Source organism: Micromonospora lutea, from assembly GCF_016863535.1.
GTDB lineage: Bacteria > Actinomycetota > Actinomycetes > Mycobacteriales > Micromonosporaceae > Micromonospora > Micromonospora lutea.
Genome location: NZ_BOPB01000013.1, coordinates 197,262 through 214,401, shown reverse-complemented (window position 1 = coordinate 214,401; position 17,140 = coordinate 197,262). Strand labels below are relative to the sequence as shown.

The window sequence follows — 17,140 nt, the reverse complement described above, 5'->3', positions numbered from 1 at the left end:
ACCGGTGCGGCGCGTTAAGAAGGGGCCCCTGCTCTACCGGAGACGTTAATAGGGTGCCCTTCCTTTCCCGATGGCGGCGGCTACGCCGCTGACGCGGTCGGCGAGCAGGCCGAGGGCGCCGACGGCGCGGTCGACCGGGTCGTCGCCGGCTCCGCCGAGCGCCTTCGAACGCTGGTAGGCCGATTTCACCTCGGCCCAGCGGTGGGCCTGCTCCGGGGTGAGCCGGCCGCGCAGCTCGGCGAGCTTGAGCAGGTTGGCCTCCGCGCCGGCCGCGAGGGTCTGCGCCTCACCGACGTAGTGGTCGTCGATGATCGCCTCCAGCTCCTCGTCGGTGAGCACCGGCACGATCCGTTCGGCCAGCTTGTTCATGTTCCGGTACGACCCCTGGAGCTGGAACGGCGGTTCGGTACGCGCATCGTCGGACTGCGCCGCCGAGGCGATGTACGCCTGGTTGTTCGCCAGCACCACCTGCTGCGCCCGCAGCAGCTTGCGCAGCACCGAGACGACCTGTTCCAGCTCCACCGGCTCGTACGGATGGGACAACTGGTCGGCTCGCGCGGTGTCGTCGCCACGAGCCATTCGCACCAGCAGTTCCAGGTCGACGCGATCCCGGCCGGAGAGGGGGGCCAGCAACGGGTTCGCGGTGAGCGCGTTCTCGATGTAGCTGAGCGCGAAGACCTCCTCGCGTCCGGAGAGGACGTCGCCGAGGTTCCACACGTCGGCCCGGTTGGCGAGCATGTCCGGCACCCGGAAACGTCGCCCCGACTCGGTGTAGGGGTTGCCTGCCATGCAGACCGCGAACCGCTTACCGCGCAGGTCGTAGGTGCGGGTGCGGCCCTCCCAGACACCCTCCATCCGGCGCTGCCCGTCGCAGAGCGAGATGAACTTCTGCAACAGCTCCGGGTTGGTGTGCTGGATGTCGTCCAGGTAGAGCAGCACGTTGTTGCCCAGTTCCAGGGCGAAGGAGAGCTTCTCGACCTCCTGCCGGGCGGTGGCGTCGGGCGCTTCCGCCGGGTCCAGTGAGGTGACCTTCGAACCCAGGGCCGGCCCGTTGACCTTGACGAAGACCAGGCCGAGCCGACTGGCCACGTACTCCATCAGGGTGGTCTTGCCGTAGCCGGGCGGTGAGATCAACAACAGCAGGCCCGACTGGTCGACCCGCTTGCCGTCGCCGGTCGCACCGAGCTGCCGGGCCAGGTTGTCGCCGATCAGCGGCAGATACACCTCGTCGAGCAGCCGGTTACGGACGAAGGCGTTCATCACCTTCGGCCGGTACTCCTCCAACCGCAGCCGCTCCCGCTCGACCTCCACCAGCGCGTTACGGCGCCGCTGGTAGTCCCGGTACGCCGGCACCAGCTCGGTGCGGAACGTGCGGGTCCGGGCCAGCGTCTCGTCCAGCCGTACGTCCAGCGTGGAGCCCTCGATACGCGGGTGGGCGCCGAGCAGGCCCTCGACCGTGTCCGTCATCGCCGCCGCGCTGTCCTCGCGGGCCAGTTCGGGCCCGCACAGCTCGACGGCGATCGCCTCCGGCAGGTCGTAACCGGACAGGTCGCCGTCGCTGGTGGCCAGGAAGGCGGTCAGCCACGCCTCGATCAGCTGGTACCGGCCGGCCAGGTCGGCACCGAGCGCCCGCAGGTCGTCGTCGAACTCCCGGGACGAGCGGGACTGCGGCCCGCCGAGCGCCCGACGAAACCGGTCCAGCATGGCCCGCGCGCCGCTGCCCGTGACGAAGCGCACCGGCGGTGCGGCGAGTTCCTGGAACAGGTACTCCCCGGCGAGCGCGGTGCCGCCGGGCGGCACCGGAACCCCGGCATCGCGCAGGAACACCTCGATCGCCTCGCCGAGCTGGCCGCAGAGCAGGTCGGCGGCGTCCTCGCCATCCGGACGACCGAACCGCGCCCGGGCCCGAGCCAGCGAGGCGGCGCGGGCCGTCCAGGTCGACCGGGTCGGTTCGTCGGTGGCGTACCGCCAGAAGAGTTGCGCGGCAGCCCGGTCGGCCGGCGGGAAGCGCAGCAGCCCCGCACCGGCGTGCAGGCGCAACAGCACCCGCAGGATCTCGGCGGCGTCGTGATCGTGCACGCCGCGCTCGTATCCCTCGTCGTAACGGGTCTCGGCGATCTCCCGGACCAGGTTCCGCAGCCCGTCGGCGTCCACCGCCGCCGTGTGCAATGCGTCCAGGTCGAGCCCGTCGCGGCCCGCCTCGGCGGCGGCGAGGATCGCGGTGGCCAGGTACTCGGAGCGGTACACCTGCGCCGACTCGGAGACCAGCAGCTGGTCCCAGAACCGGCGGGTCTGCTGGAACTCCTCGTCGCGTACCGGGGCGCGGTAGTCGGTGCCGGTCACCGCCACCACCATCCGGCCCTCGGCCGGCACCACCGCCACGTCGATCGGCTGGGTGTTCACCGCGAAGCGGTGCCGGCCCAGCCGGATCGTCTCACCGCCGTCGGCGTACAGGTCGAGGCGGTCGCGCAGGCCACGCCCGGCCTCCTGGCGGGCGGCCCGGACCCGGCCGTCCAGTTCCTCGGCCCGCACCGCGTCGCCGAGCGTACGCAGCTCCTCGACCACCGAGCGCAGCTTGCCCACCATCGGGTCGGACGCGAAGTAGGTGTTGATCTCGTCGAGTGAGCCGAGCGTGCCGGCCCGCCGCTGCACGCTGACCATGATCCGGTCGGCGGAGGCGACCAGCCGGTCGGCTCGTCGGGCCCGCTCGTCCAGCAGCGCCTGCTTGCGGGAGGAGAACGCCTCGTAGATGTCGGTCCGCCGGGTGGCCAGCTCGGCGAGGAAGTCGTCGAACTCGCCGAACCGGGACTCCAGCTCCTCCACCCGCAGCAGCAGCCGACCGAGCTGCTCGTCGCAGCGTTCGGCGGTGTCCGCCGCCGCCAGCGCCCCGGTCACCGCCTGGCCGAGCAGAGCGAACTCGGCGGCGAAACCGGCCCGCCCCTCCACCGCCGCCAACTCCTGGCGCCGCTTGTCGAGCACCGCCCGGGCCCGGTTGACCGCGCCCAGCACCTCGCCGACCCGGCCCAGGATGCCGGTCCGTACGGTGGCGTCGGCGATGTCCAGCCCGCCCACCACGTCGGTGATGGTCTGCAGGCCGTCGGTACGGGCGGCCAGTTCGTCGCGGACCGTGCTCGCCTCGGCCACCGTGCCGATTTCGGCGGCCCGGGCGGCGAGCCGCTCCACCTCCTGTTGGTAGCCGGTGAACGCCTCGTCCCGGCGGAGGAACTCCACCGCCCGGCGGCCGGCCGCCGCCAACTCCTCGTCCAGCCGGCCGGCCAGCTCGTCGATCCGGTCGTGGTCGACGTAGCGCAGCTCCCGCAGCGTCTCCAGGTGCCCGCGGGCCCGGCGCAGGCCGCCCAGCTGGGCGACCCAGTCGTCGGCGGTCAGCGGCGCCTCACCTCGGGCCCGACGGGCCAGCGAGGCGATCTGCTCGGCGCTGGCGTCCAGCTCCGCCCGCGCCCGCTCGGTGAGCGTCCGGACCTTCTCGTGCTCCTCCAGCACGGCGGTGGCGGTGCGGCGCAGCCCGGCCAACGGCGTGGCCAGGTCGCCGAGTTCGTCCTCGCCGAGCCAGTGGTAGTGGTCGGCGATCCGGGCGCAGGCGGCGATCATCGCCTCGTACACCCCGGCGGTGGCGACACCGTCGACCATCCGGGTTGTCGAGAGGCAGTCCGAGATGCCCCGCACCAGGTCGGCGTTGCCGACCCGCTCCAGCGGCCCGGTTCCGGCCGGCTGCGCCGCCGCGTACGCGTCGGAGACGTACGGCGTCTGCCAGATCTGCATGGGATGGACCCGGGTCGGCTCCTCGGAGGTCGCCCGGAACACCACCAACGTTCCGTCGTCGAAGAGCGAGAAGCCGTGGCACGGGATCGGCGCGGAGACCTCCTTGCGGATCGCGTTGTACGGCAGCAGCAGGGAGCGTCCGTCGGCTCGGGCATGGAAGACGTAGAGCACGTCCTCACCGTTCGGGGACCGCACCACCCGCTCGAACTCCAGGTCCGCGACCTCGGCGTCGAAGGTGCGGGTGACACCGGTGGCCAGGTGGTAGCCGCCGGGAAAGATGATGCCGTGGTCGTCGGGCAGCCGCTGGCAGGCGACGCCGATACCGTCGAGCCGGACCACCTCCCGGGTGAGCGTGTTGAAGACCAGGTGCCGCCACTGGGTCTCCTTGTACGGCCGCAACCGCAACAGGATCAGCGGCCCCACCCGCGCCCAGTGCACGTCGGCGTCGGCCAGGCTCTGCAACGGCTCGTCCACCGGCTCGCTGTAGATGCCCTCGCCGACCTCGGTGTTGTTCTCCACCTTCACGGTCAGCGTGCCGCCGACCGTCTCCACGAAGACCTCGCCGTCGATGGAGATGTGCGGGTGCCGGCCGAGGATGTGGTCCTCGCGGGTCGTCTCGATCCACTCGAAGTCGTGTGACGGCGGGAAGACGTGCTCCCGCTCGCCCCGGCTGTCCAGGTACTCGGGTGTGCCGTCGACGTCGACCCGCCACCGCAGCACCCGGATGTCCTCGGTACGCGGCCCGGTCTGGAACACCGCCAGCAACCGTCCGTCGACCCGACGCAACTGCAGCAGGCGGGCCTGGCGGTAGTAGCGGTACAACTCGCCGAAGTCACGGACGAACTGCGGGTCACGAAGCAGCCCGGGCAGCTCGTCGTGGCCCGCTTCGTCGAACCGGAACCCGGCCACCTCCGACCCGCCCCGGGACTCGCCCGGCTCGCCGGACCCGCCCGGCTCCCGGGTGAACCGGTGCAGCGAGAAGACGTCGTCGACTGAGGTCTCCGGCTTCAACCCGATGAACACGTTGTAGCCGAACAGCATCAGCCCGCCCACCGAGACGATGTCCCGGGGTACGCAGTTGTGCTCCGTACGGATCCGCTCGGTGCTCAGCAGCCGCAGCTCGGTACTGCCGAAAACCTCGAGTCGCCGGGCGTTGAGCGCCTCCGCCCGCCGGGACAGCTCCGCCGCCTGCGTGGCGAGCCGCCGGCGCAGCACCTCGTAGCTACCGTCGTCCAGTCCCGGGCGGGTACCGGCGTCCGCCGCCCCCGGCCCGGTGGGGTCCGGGGCGGCCGGTGCCGGTCCGGCGTCGCCGGGCGTACGCCCGACAGCGGCCGGACCGGCGGTCGGCTCACTCACCGGCGGGCTGCCGTGGGCCGGCCAGGGCGGCGACCGGAGTCTCCGCCACCCCGAGGCGTTGCGCCGCCTTCAGCAGCTCCTGGAGCTTGCTCTTGTCCCCGCCGCCGGAGCGCATCTGCTGCATCAGGAACGCCGACAACGTGAGGTTCTGCAGGCTGGCGGTGTCGACCGAGCCGACCATGCGAGCCAGGTCGTCGGTGAAGCTGGCGCTGCCGTCCAGCCACGGCTGGGCCAGGTTCTTCGCCACGTCCGAGTGGGCCACGAAACCGTCCACGCTCTTGCCGTACGAGATCGAGCTGAGCAGCCTGTCGAAGAAGACGCTGTCCCCACCGACGATGTCGATGTTCGCCTTCTCCAGGCCGGTGGCGACCAGCTTGGCCTGCGCCTCGGCGACCTGGCGCTGGGTGTCCAGGCCGGCCAGCCGGACCTCCTTCTCCAGTTCCAGGCGCAGCCGGTACTCCTCGTGCTCCCGGGTCGCGTCGTCCAGCGCGGCCATCGCGGCGGCCTTCTCGGTGAGACCCTCTGCCTCGCCCTTCAGCTTCTCGCGCACCGCGTCGGCGGCAGCCACGGCCTTCTCGCGCTCGACCGCGGCCTCGGCGCGTCCGACCTTCTCGATCGCCTCGGCGCTGCGCTCCTGGACCTGCACGTCGGCCAGGCCGGCCGCTGCCGCCTCGGCCTGGACGCCTTCGGCCAGCCGGATCTTCGCCCGGGTGTCCAGCTCGGCGGCCTGCTGCCGGGCCTCGGCCAGCACCAGTTCCTCGCGGGCCTTGTGCTTCGCCGCCGCCTCGGCGGCCTCCGCCGCCTTGATGTCCTTGACCAGGTTCTCCTGCGCCTCGGCCTCGGCCTGGATGACGAGCGCCTGTCGGGTCCGCTCGGCCTCCTCGACCACCCGCAGCCGCTTGATGTTCTCCTCCTGCTCGGCCACGGTCTTCTCCACCGCGATCCGCTCCCGGATCACCTCGGCGATGGCCCGCTTCTCGGCCTCGACCTCCTTGTCCTTGGCGATCGTGCTCAGCTCGGTCTCCCGGTCCCGGCCGATGACCTCCAGCAGGCGGTCCTTCTCGATGCGCTCGGTCTCGATGGCGATGACCCGCTCGCGGTTCTTCTCCGCGACCGCGATCTCCCGCGCCCGGTTCTCGTGCTGGACACCCAACTGCTCGTCGGTGCGGATGTTCGCAGTCTCGGCGCGCAGCCGCTCCTCGGCGCGTACCCGGGTGATCTCGGCCTGCTCGCGGGCCCGGACGGTCTCGATCTCACGCTGCTGCTTGGCCTCGGCGTCCGCCTGCCGCCGCTCAAGCTCGAGGATCGCCTCCCGGGCGTCGACGTTCTGCCGGGTGATCTCCTTCTCCTCGCTGCGGCGGAACTCGTTGGTCCGCACGTGCTCCAGCGCGGTCAGCTCGGTGATCTTCCGGATGCCCTGGGCGTCGAGGATGTTCTTCGGGTCGAGCTGCGCCATCGGCGTCTGCTCCAGGAAGTCGATCGCCGCGTCCTCCAGGCTGTAGCCGTTGAGGTCGGTGCCGATCACCCGGATGATCTGATCGCGGAACTCGTCGCGCTTGGTGTAGAGGTCGACGAAGTCGAGCTGCTTACCGACCGTCTTGAGCGCCTCGGAGAACTTCGCGTTGAACAGCTCCTGGAGCGTCTCCCGGTCGCTGGCCCGCGCGGTGCCGATCGCCTGCGCCACCTTGATGACGTCCTCGACGGTCTTGTTGACCCGGACGAAGAAGGTGATCCGGATGTCGGCCCGAATGTTGTCGCGGCAGATCAGACCCTCGTTGCCGGTCCGTTCGATGTCGATCGTCTTGACCGAGATGTCCATGATCTCGGCCTTGTGCAGGACGGGCAGCACGACCGCGCCGGTGAAGGTCACATCGACCCGCCGGACCTTGGAGACGATCAGCGCCTTGCCCTGCTCGACCTTGCGGAACAGCCGGCTGACCATGAACACCACGCCGAGCGCGACGAGCAGGACGACGGCGAGGAGTACGCCTATACCGGTGGTGATGACATCCATGGTTGGGCGCGCGTGCGGTGGCGACCGGCCGACGGGCCGGGCGGGACGCCCGCGCATCCTCCTTTCGGGGCGGCTCAGGGGCGGCATGGGGCGGGCCGGCGGAAGGGGATCGGCCGACTGCCCTCGACGGGTCAGTGGGAGCTATTCGGGATCTGTCTCATCGGGTCGAAGGCGGGTCCGGCGGGCATCACCCAGAAGAACTCACCGTCGGTGTCGTAGTCGTAGATCAACGCGGAGCTGCCGGCCGGCATCTTGTCGTCGCCCGGTTGCCGGACCTGCACCACAGCCGACGAACCGTCGGCCGCGGTCACCTCGGCCTGACCGAAGTCGGCGGTGACCGTACCGGTGCGCACGACGCAGAGGCGACCGACGAAAGCGTGCCGGGTGGCGTCCGTCTCGGTCGGGAAGAGCCGGCTCAACGGCACCGCGACCAGGCGGGTCACCAGCCAGGCGCAGGCTGCGGCGCCCAGCAGGACACCGACCGAGACGGCGATCCGGGTGCCGGAGTTGAGGCCGAGGCCGTCGAGCAGAGCGGTGCCGGCGAGGCTGACGAACCAGGCCACCGCCACGAGCAGGGAGAAGATCACGGCACTGGGCACACCGCCCAGACCGAGACCGGCCAGCACGGTGCCCGGCACGCCGTCGACGTCGAGGTCGTCGCCGAGATCCAGAACACCGGTCAACACCAGCAACCAGTACCCGACCACGACCACCAGGAGAAAGCTGAACAGTACGGTCGGAAAACTGAGCGCCGTGCCGAGAAAACCGGTCACCGCGTCCTCCTCCCCGCCCGGTGGGTCCTGGCCCGCCACCAGCACGATGATCGTGACATGGGGTGTCAACGCCCCACGGTGGCCGATCGGCTGATCCAGGCAACCTGACCGGTCAAGATCGTCGGCCCCTCACCGGAGATTGGCCTCGATCAGGGCATCCAGCGTTGCCGATCGGATCTCGGCATCGGTCGCCGTCACCGCCATGAACCAACTGCACCCGTCCGGTGCCCACGCCGACAGGTACGCGGTGGACGTCGCCGGTTCGTCCGTGGCCAGAACCTCGGCACCGGTCGGCATGGTCACCTTGCGCGGCGTACCGGGCAGGCCCAGCGGCGCCTCGAAGTTGAACACCACGACCAGCCGGGACACCGGACCGCTGCCCTCGTACGCCGACCGGATGCCGGTCGGCACCACCTCCGGCCTGGCCATCCGCAGCACCGCCGCCGTGGCGTCGACCGGTTGCAGACCAGGCGGCAGGCCCCGCAGCTCGGGCATGGCCGGGCTGGCAGACGGCCCGGCTGCGGGCAGCGATCCGTCGCCGTGCCGCGCGGTCGCGGCCATGAACACCGCCATCCCGACGACTGCGCACGAGGCGAGCGCGGCGGCGACGGCTCGTACCCTGCGGCGGCGACGCAGGCGGGTCCGCACCGCCGGCATGGGGTCCGGGGCGGGCGGCCCGGCATCGGCCGTCCAGACCTCGCGCAGCGCGTCCCGGATGTCGGTCACCCCGCCACCTCCCGTTCCGCGCCTACCCGGGTCACCGGCAGACCGGACCGCACGGTGTCGAGGGCGCGATGGCGCAGCGACCGGACGGTTGCCGGGCGACGTCTCGTCGCCGCCGCGATCGACTCGTCGTCCAGGTTGTCGAGATAGGTCATGACCAGCACCACCCGCTGCACCGGGGGAAGCCCGGCGAGCAGCCCGCGTAGGTGACCGTGATCGGCCCGGCCGACCTCGTCGGCAACCACCGACGGTGGCGCGGCCAGGGCCAGCCGGACCCGGCGGACCATCGTCCGCAGCCGGCTCACGTGCCGGCGAACCATCGTGACCTTCGCGTACGCGAGGAGACCGCCCTCGGCCGGGAGGCGGTGCCATACGGTGGCCATCCGCAGGTAGGTCTGCTGGAGGATTTCCTCGGCCTGGTCCGGATCGGCGGTGACCGCGCGGGCGTACCGCCGCAGCACCGGCGCGGAATCGCGTACGAACGTCTCGAACTCGTCGGCGTCCATCCCACCTCCCTCACCGGTAAGTAACGCCACCACCGGTGCGCCGAGTTGCAGTGCCGCCCATCGGGTTTTCGCCGACGGGCGGTACGACTCGCGACAGTGCGGGGATGAGCACCATCAGCGCCGAGCAGACAGACCAGTATGTCTGCCCTTCTCGACCTGGGCAGACCGTAGCAACGATCAGGGTCGCCCCATCGTCCCGAGAGGCATACGAGTTCAATGTCGGCATGCGGCCCCTATGGGCGCACAGCACGGCCACCCCGCCAATTCGTGGCGAAGCAACACCAAAGTGGACCCCAGGTCGCCGTTCCGGCCGAACTGGTGCCCCTTACCCGGAGGCCGGTCAGGCGGGAACGGCTATCCGGCCCTCGACCGCGGCGGCAGCGATGTCCCGGCGGTAGTGCGAGCCGGGCAGCGTGATGCCGGACACCACCTGGTAGGCGGCGTCCCGGGCGGCGGCCAGGTCCGGGCCGGTGGCCGTACCACAAAGGACCCGACCACCGGCGGAGAGCAGGGCGCCGTCGGCGGTCCGGCGGGCGGTGCCGGCGTGGATCACACCAGGCTGCTCTCCCCCGGTGATCACATCACCGGTACGCGGCCCGGCCGGATAGCCCTCCGCGGCGACGACCACCGTCACCGCGGCGCCGGTACGCCAGCGCAGCGGCGGATGGTCGGCCAGCGAGCCGGTGGCGGCGGCGTGCAGCAGCCCACCCAACGGCGTCTCCAGCAGCGCGAGCACCACCTGGGTCTCGGGGTCACCGAAGCGGGCGTTGAACTCGATCACCCGAGGGCCGTCGGCGGTGATCGCCAGTCCGACGTAGAGCAGACCGGAGAAGGGGGCGCCCCGGCGGCGCATCTCGGCCAGCGTCGGGTGCACCACGTCGCGCATGACCTCGTCCACCAGGCCATCCGGTGCCCACGGCAGCGGCGCGTACGCCCCCATGCCGCCGGTGTTCGGGCCGCTGTCGCCGTCACCGGCCCGCTTGAAATCCTGCGCCGGCAGCAGCGGCACCGCCGACTCGCCGTCGGTCACCACGAACAGCGACACCTCGGGGCCGGCGAGGTACTCCTCGACGACCACCCGGCCGCACTCGCGCGCGTGCCCCTCGGCCGCAGCGCGGTCGTCGGTGACCACCACGCCCTTACCGGCGGCGAGCCCGTCGTCCTTCACCACGTACGGCGGGTCGAACCTGTCCAGGGCGGCGGCCGTGCTCGCCTCGTCGGCGCAGGCGAACGCACTTGCCGTAGGAACACCGGCGGCGGTCATCACCTCCTTGGCGAAGGCCTTGGAACCCTCCAGCCGGGCCGCCTCGGCCGACGGCCCGAAGACCGCGATGCCCTTGGCCCGGACCGCGTCGGCCACCCCGGCGACCAGGGGCGCCTCGGGCCCGACGACGACCAGGTCCGCGCTCACCTCGACGGCTAGCCCCGCCACCGCCACCGGATCGACCAGATCCACGGACCGCAACTCCGCCACCGCCGCGATACCCGGGTTACCAGGCGCCGCGATCAGCGCCTCGACCGAAGGGTCATCGGCCAGCCTCAGCGCGAGCGCATGCTCCCGCCCCCCACCACCAAGCAAAAGAACCCGCACGGCCAGTCATCCTACCGACCCATCCACCACTCCCGTTGATCATGAGGTTGTTGCCACCGACACGCGGTACGACGGGCAACAACCTCATGATCGATCGCGCTGGACAGCCCGCTGCATGGCCTGACGCACGGTCCAGGGGATGTAGTCGGCGTGGAGGGTGTCGGCCCAGGTGAAGCGGAGCACGGCCCAGCCCGCGTTGAGCAGTCGGTTCTGCCTACGGCGGTCGGCGAAGACTGCGTCGGGGCCGCTGTGCGGCCCCTGCCCGTCAGCCTCCGCGATGATCCGGTACCGCCGCCAGCCCAGATCACCGACGCCCAGCAGATAGCCGTCGTGGTCCCGGACCTCCACCTGCAGGACGTCGGGCGGGACCCGCCCGTCGACGCAGCGCAACCGGGTCCGCGTCTCCAGCGGAGACTGTGCCCGGCAATCCGCCTCGGCAAGGTAACCACGGGCCGCCACCGCTCCGCACCGCCCCCTGATGAGGCGATGGATGTCGGCGAACTCATCCTCTCTGACCAATCCCTGGTTGAGCGCCGAGTCGACGACGCACACCGCCGGAAAGCGGGTCAGCCTCAGAACGAGATCGGCGACTGTACGTACCGGCCGGGTGGTGACGATCCCGGCGACCGCGACGAGTTCCCTCGGTCTGATCGCGAGTTGGTGCAGCGTCACTCGAGGGTCGGTCGATCTCGCCGACCTCGCGGCGACGCCGGGGACCGAGATGTGAATCTCTTCCGACCGTCGAGCACCAGCGATTTCGTGCAACTCGGCCGCCGTCGTCAGCACTGCGGCCGCATCGGGACCGAATGAAGCGACCGCCGCCCTGATCCGCGCCCGACGGGGCACCCCGTCGTGAAGATCAGCATCTACCAGGTACGCAGCTCTGGCCACCGCGCGCCATCGGCCCGCCCGGCAGAGACGATGCACCTCGTGCACTGTCAGACCGGCGGCACGGGCCTGAACCAACGTGATCACTGAATCCTGCAGGGCCGCCACCTGCCGAGCCACCGTCAACGCATCCACCCGGATGACTGTCCCAGGCTCCCAAGACCGATTAAGCCCCCTGTGGAAAACCCGCCTCCCCCTGTGGAAAACTCCCCCACCCTCACGCGTTGATCATGAGGTTGTTGTCGGCCCCACGGCGTGTCGCGGGCAATAACCTCATGATCAACGCTGAGCGACGGGTGGGGGTGGGGGTGGGGTGGGGTGGGGTGGGGTGGGGTGGGGTGGGTGGGGTTTAGGGGAGGAGGGGGTGGCGGGTTACGTTTTCTTCGCGGCCGGGGCCTACACCGACCACGCTGACGCGGGTGCCGGTGAGTTCCTCGATGCGGGCGATGTAGCGGCGGGCGTTCTCCGGCAGGTCGTCGTCGGTCCGGGCCTTGGTGATGTCCTCCCACCAGCCGGCGTGCTCCTCGTAGATCGGAACGGCGTGGTGGAAGTCGGTCTGGGTCATCGGCATGTCGTCGACCCGCTTGCCGTTGATCTCGTAGCCGACGCAGATCGGCACGGTGGGCAGCCCGGTGAGCACGTCCAGCTTGGTGATCACCAGGTCGGTGACGCCGTTGAGGCGGCAGGCGTACCGGGCCACGACCGCGTCGAACCAGCCGCACCGGCGTTCCCGGCCGGTGGTGGTGCCGTACTCGTGGCCGATCTTGCGTAGGTGCTGACCGTTGTCGTCGAACAGCTCGGTCGGGAACGGACCGGAACCGACCCGCGTGGTGTACGCCTTGCTCACCGCGATCACCTTCGTGATCGCGGTCGGCGGGATGCCGGCGCCCACGCACGCCCCACCGGCCGTCGGATTCGACGAGGTGACGAAGGGGTAGGTGCCGTGGTCCATGTCGAGCATGGTGGCCTGGGCACCCTCCAGCAGCACCGTGTCGCCACGGTCCAGAGCGTCCCAGAGCATCGCCCGGGTCTCCGCGATGTACGGCCGCAGCCGCTCCGCGTACGCCAGGTACTCCTCGATGGTGGCGTCGACGTCGATCGCCTTGCGGTTGTAGACCTTGAACAGCACCTGGTTCTTCTCGCGCAACGCGAGTTCCAGCTTCTTGCGCAGGATGCCCGGGTCCAGCAGGTCCTGGACCCGGATGCCCATCCGGGCGACCTTGTCGCCGTACGCGGGACCGATACCCCGGCCGGTGGTGCCGATCCGCGAGCTGCCGAGGTACCGCTCGACGACCCGGTCCAGCGCCCGGTGGTGCGGCATGATCAGGTGCGCGTCGCCGGAGATCCGCAGCCGGGAGACGTCGACGCCCCGCTCGGCCAGGCCGTCGATCTCGCTGAGCAGCACCTTCGGATCGACCACCACACCGTTACCGATGACGATCACGGCGTTCGGGGAGAGGGCACCCGACGGCATCAGGTGCAGCGCGTACTTCTGTCCGTCCGGGGTGATCACCGTGTGGCCGGCGTTGTTGCCGCCCGAGTAGCGGACCACGTAGTCGACCCGCTCACCCAGCAGGTCGGTAACCTTGCCCTTGCCCTCATCGCCCCACTGAGCGCCGAGGAGCACGATCGCTGGCATCTTCTCGCCTCCAGAAGGCTCGGGTGCCAGATGGCGACCGGTCAGCGAGCCCGGGGTGTCAGGCTAACAAGTAGTGACGGCACGACCGGCAGGGGTCGCGTCGGGAACAGCAGGAGGAGCTACCCGTGTACGACGTGGTGCTGCTCACCCTCGGCTCCGAGCGGGACGCTCCGGGAGCCGGGTGTGGCAGTGGCGGAGCCTGCTGTGGTGGCACCGACCCGGCCAAGGCTCGCGAGGAACGCTGCGAGACGCCGCGCGTACCGGTACTGACCTGCGCCGATGTGCTCACCGCCCGGGGTGCCCGGGTCGAGACGGTCACCGCCCGTTCGGACGCGGAGATCGACGAGGTGCTGAGCCGGCTGGACGGGCCGCCGCGGCCGGACGGGCTCACCTGGCCGGACGCCGATGCGAAAACCCGACTCGTGGTCGCCGTGGCCGGTGACGCACAGTTGCGCGCCGTGCTACGTCGCATGGTCCGGCGGTACGCGCCATCGCCCAGTCGCCGCCCGACCGACCTGGCCGGCAACCGGACCGTGCCGGACCTGCCACCGGTCGGCGTACTGCCGCTCGATCCAGCCCACAGCACGACGCACCGTGACCTCGCCGCCCAGCTCGGGCTGCCCCGCGATCCGGCGGCGGTGGCCGCCGCGGTGCTGGACGGCACGGCACGCCGGCTCGACCTGCTGCGCCACGACGGCGGCTCGGTGACGTTGGACGGCGCACTGCTCGGCGCTGCCGGCGAGGACAACACCCCGCTGCCCTGGCGTGGCCGGGTGGAAGTGGACGACACCGTGCTGTCGAACGGCGACGAACCGCTGCTCGCCTGCGCGATCGGCAACGCGGGCGGGTACGCCCGACTCGACGACGTGGCGTTGCTCGCCGGACCCGACCCGACCGACGGGCTGGTCGAGGTGGCGGTGGCCGTACCGGTGGTCACCCGGTCGCGGTGGGGGCGACGCCGAGTACGCCTGGAAGTCCGGCGGGCCCGGGGCCGGGCCGCGTCGGTGCTGCCGCGCGACGAGGCGGCGCTGCCGTACCTGGACGACGGCGTGGCGGGGCAGCTGACCCGCAAGCGGTCCTGGTGGACCGAGCCGGGCGCTTGGGCGGTCTGGACGGCCTGACCTGCCCGGCCGGCGCACCGGAGGTCCGGGTCGGCCGCTGGGCCTATCCTCGTCAGGAGGAATGGGGAGGACACCGTGGTGGACGACAACGCCGACCGGGTGCACGTGCCCGGCCAGCAGGGGATGCCGGAACGGGACATCGAACCACTCTGGCCGCCGGAGCAGATCGACAGCTTCGGCGCGCCTGCGTGGGATGCTCCGCCACCGGTGCCACCGACCGTGCCACCTCCGTCGGCGCATCCGTTGCCCGGGCAGCCGACCGATCCGCCGCAGTACCCAGGGCCGACCTATCCGCCCACCACACCAGGGCCGCCGCCCCCACCCGGACGGCCGACACACGCGCCCGGCGCGCCGCCCTCGTCCGCGGACTATCCGTCGTTGACCAGCGACACGCCGACCGCCACCGGCTGGGAGCCGGGACCACAGCCCGGGCCCGCTCAGGTCGACCTGGACCTGCCTTTCACCCTGGACCGGCCCACCACCGTCGCGCCCACTCGCGACGCTGGGTCGACCGACACGGCGTCGCAGGACCCGGCCGACGATGTGGAGACGGCCGCCGACACCGATGCCGACAGGGGCGCGGCACCGGTGACCCGACCGCAGACAGAATCGCCGTGGGCCCATCCGCCGCAGCGTTCCGGCTCCGACCCGGCCGCGCCCGCCGAGACCGTGACCGGCACCGCCCGCCCCACCTGGGCCGGGCCGGCGCAGCCGCTACCACCGATTCCGCAACCGTTGCCGCCCCAGCAACCCGGCCCGTACCCTTTCGCCGCGCCGCCGACGCCCCAGCACGGCAGCGCTCCGGTGCCGCAACCCGGTACTCCTCTGCCGCCCGTGCCATCCGACGGCGGCATGTCTCCCGTCTCCCCGCCCCTCGGTCCGCTACCGGCGGACGCCGGGACCGCCACACCGCCTCATCCTGAGCAGATTCCCGCGCCCGTCGCGCCGCCGCACCCGGGAGCGCCCCCCGGTCCGTTCCCACCACAGCCAGCCTGGAACGCCGCACCCTGGCAACAGGGTCCGGTGCCGGCAGTGCCGCCGACACCCCCGCAGCCCCACCCGGTGACCAACACCGCGTCGCGGGTGCCGTCGGCGTACGCGGAGCCGGCCTGGACACCGGAGGCAGGTGCCGCGCCCACGGCCGAGGACTTCGCCCGCCGCCGGCAGGTGCGCCCGGCCGACCCGGTCGCGACGACCGGACTCCGTGCCGTGGTGAACAAGACGGGCCTGGTGAAGCTCCCGCCAGGGCGGCAGGAGTTGGAACGCAAGCGGGACATCGAAATGGTGCGCCGCAACTTCGGTGGGCTGCGGCAGGTGACCGTGGTCAATCCGAAGGGCGGCGCCGGCAAGACCGTCGCCATCCTGCTGCTCGCGATGACCTTCGGTCAGAATCGCGGCGGATATGTGTTGGCCTGGGACAACAACGAGACCCAGGGCACCCTCGGCATGCGCGCCCAACAGGACTTCCATTCCCGTACGGTGCGGGACCTGCTCCGGGATCTCGGCCAGTTCCACGGTGCCCAGGGGCGGGTCGGCGACCTGTCGCAGTACGTCCGCTCGCAGGGCGAGGGGATGTTCGACGTGCTCGCCTCCGACGAGTCGGCCACCGGCGGCGAGATGCTCACCGCCAGCGCCTTCGGCGAGATCCGCGAGGTGGTCAGCCGGTTCTACAAGTTGATCTTCGTGGACACCGGGAACAACGTCCGGGCGCAGAACTGGCAGGCCGCCATGGACGCCACCGACCAACTGGTGGTCACCATGTCTGCCCGTAACGACTCGGCCGAGACAGCCGCCCGGATGCTCGACCACCTGGAACAGAGCGGGCGGCATCGACTGGTCCGGCAGGCGGTCACGGTGGTCTCCATGCCGCCGTCCCGCAAGGAGATCGACCTGCCCGCGATCCAGGAGCACTTCGCCGCGCGTACCCGCGCGGTGCTGCTGGCCCCGTACGAACGCCTCATCGACACCGGCGAGCCACTCCGGTACGCGCACCTCTCGGCGGCCACCCGGGACGCCTGGCTCAAGATCGCGGCCTCGGTGGCCGAGGGCCTGTAGCGCCGACGCGTCGACGCACCGCCGACCCGGGCGTACCCGACCGGTCAGGGCGTACCCGACCGGTCAGGGCGGCGCGTCGACAGGTCGGCAAGACGTCAGTTGCTGGCCAGCGCGTCGGCTGCGGCCGGATCGCAGTCGCGCAGGAACTGTGCGCAACGGGCCGCCTCGTCCGCCTCGCCGATCGCGTCCGCCGCTCGGGACAGCACGTAGAGGCAGCGCAGGAAGCCCCGGTTCGGCTCGTGTGACCACGGCACCGGCCCATGTCCCTTCCATCCGCTGCGCCGCAGCTGGTCCAGACCTCGGTGGTAGCCGGTGCGGGCAAACGCGTACGCCGGCACCACCTGGCCCTGCGCGAACGCCCGGGCGGCGAGCGCCGCCCACGCCGCACTGTGCGTCGGGTACTGGGCCGCCACCTCGGCGAACGCCTCGTCGCTGCCGGCCTGCTTGGCTGCGGCCAGGGCGGAGTCGGCCTCGACGTGCGCGGGCAGGAGCGTGGCGGGCGGCTCAGGTAGGAGGTTCTGCATCGTCCCATTCAACCCGCTTCGCACGGCGGCCCGCGAGGGGGGCCGGTGAGCCGGTCGGCTGAACGGCCGAGAGGTCGGTCACGCCTGTGGCCCATGCCGCCGTCCGGCGGTATCCACTACAACTAGGGGACCGGCGCCTCCCCAGGAACCGGGATCACGGGAGCCCGGCC

At 71.4% G+C, this 17,140-nt stretch carries 11 protein-coding genes; 2 read left to right on the top strand and 9 right to left on the bottom strand.

Translation table 11 applies throughout. The annotated features are described in order from the left end of the window. Positions 1–45 precede the first annotated feature (45 nt). The 8 genes from Vlu01_RS14495 to Vlu01_RS14460 form a co-directional block, all read right to left on the bottom strand. Positions 46–5,136, bottom strand: a complete 5,091-nt coding sequence (locus tag Vlu01_RS14495; protein ID WP_239095891.1) for a DNA repair ATPase — start codon at positions 5,134–5,136, stop codon at positions 46–48. Continuing rightward, positions 5,129–7,150: a flotillin family protein gene (locus Vlu01_RS14490; RefSeq protein WP_203999040.1), complete on the bottom strand. Its 2,022-nt coding sequence runs from the start codon at positions 7,148–7,150 to the stop codon at positions 5,129–5,131. Before Vlu01_RS14490 ends, Vlu01_RS14495 begins: the two co-directional genes overlap by 8 nt. Positions 7,151–7,281: 131 nt before the next feature. Further along, positions 7,282–7,992 (bottom strand): hypothetical protein, encoded by a 711-nt coding sequence (locus Vlu01_RS14485; RefSeq protein ID WP_239095890.1) that lies wholly within the window; start codon positions 7,990–7,992, stop codon positions 7,282–7,284. 60 nt (positions 7,993–8,052) lie between these two features. Further along, positions 8,053–8,649 carry a hypothetical protein gene (locus Vlu01_RS14480; protein WP_203999037.1) on the bottom strand — a complete coding sequence of 199 codons (597 nt, stop codon included), beginning with the start codon at positions 8,647–8,649 and terminating at the stop codon, positions 8,053–8,055. Beyond that, positions 8,646–9,152, bottom strand: a complete 507-nt coding sequence (locus tag Vlu01_RS14475; RefSeq protein WP_203999034.1) for an RNA polymerase sigma factor — start codon at positions 9,150–9,152, stop codon at positions 8,646–8,648. The genes Vlu01_RS14480 and Vlu01_RS14475 overlap by 4 nt, the downstream gene beginning before the upstream one ends. A gap of 340 nt (positions 9,153–9,492) precedes the next feature. Then, entirely contained in the window at positions 9,493–10,743 is a 1,251-nt protein-coding gene (purD, locus tag Vlu01_RS14470; RefSeq protein WP_203999030.1) for a phosphoribosylamine--glycine ligase, read from the bottom strand. Between the two features lie 84 nt (positions 10,744–10,827). Continuing rightward, complete coding sequence (locus Vlu01_RS14465; protein ID WP_239095889.1) at positions 10,828–11,415, bottom strand: putative endonuclease domain-containing protein; 588 nt, start codon at positions 11,413–11,415, stop codon at positions 10,828–10,830. Between the two features lie 565 nt (positions 11,416–11,980). Next, positions 11,981–13,270: an adenylosuccinate synthase gene (locus Vlu01_RS14460; protein WP_203999027.1), complete on the bottom strand. Its 1,290-nt coding sequence runs from the start codon at positions 13,268–13,270 to the stop codon at positions 11,981–11,983. 125 nt (positions 13,271–13,395) lie between these two features. On the opposite strand from Vlu01_RS14460, the gene Vlu01_RS14455 reads away from it, so the two are divergent. Both Vlu01_RS14455 and Vlu01_RS14450 read left to right on the top strand, forming a co-directional pair. Continuing rightward, positions 13,396–14,391, top strand: a complete 996-nt coding sequence (locus Vlu01_RS14455) for a diacylglycerol kinase family protein (RefSeq protein ID WP_203999024.1) — start codon at positions 13,396–13,398, stop codon at positions 14,389–14,391. Between the two features lie 123 nt (positions 14,392–14,514). After that, a complete protein-coding gene (locus tag Vlu01_RS14450; protein ID WP_373307394.1) occupies positions 14,515–16,446 on the top strand; it encodes a MinD/ParA family ATP-binding protein in 1,932 nt (643 codons plus the stop codon). A gap of 95 nt (positions 16,447–16,541) precedes the next feature. Here the strand turns inward: Vlu01_RS14450 and Vlu01_RS14445 are convergent, their stop codons facing one another. Continuing rightward, the gene (locus tag Vlu01_RS14445; RefSeq protein ID WP_203999018.1) at positions 16,542–16,970 is read right to left on the bottom strand and encodes a DUF3151 domain-containing protein; all 429 of its coding nucleotides are present in this window, start codon (positions 16,968–16,970) and stop codon (positions 16,542–16,544) included. Positions 16,971–17,140 lie beyond the last annotated feature (170 nt).

Excerpts from the sequence above, each read along its gene's own strand:
- Vlu01_RS14490 (WP_203999040.1), bottom strand. The coding sequence starts at position 7,150 with ATGGATGTCATCACCACCGGTATAGGCGTACTCCTCGCCGTCGTCCTG.
- Vlu01_RS14460 (WP_203999027.1), bottom strand. The coding sequence starts at position 13,270 with ATGCCAGCGATCGTGCTCCTCGGCGCTCAGTGGGGCGATGAGGGCAAG.
- Vlu01_RS14475 (WP_203999034.1), bottom strand. The coding sequence starts at position 9,152 with ATGGACGCCGACGAGTTCGAGACGTTCGTACGCGATTCCGCGCCGGTG.
- Vlu01_RS14450 (WP_373307394.1), top strand. The coding sequence starts at position 14,515 with ATGCCGGAACGGGACATCGAACCACTCTGGCCGCCGGAGCAGATCGAC.
- Vlu01_RS14445 (WP_203999018.1), bottom strand. The coding sequence starts at position 16,970 with ATGCAGAACCTCCTACCTGAGCCGCCCGCCACGCTCCTGCCCGCGCAC.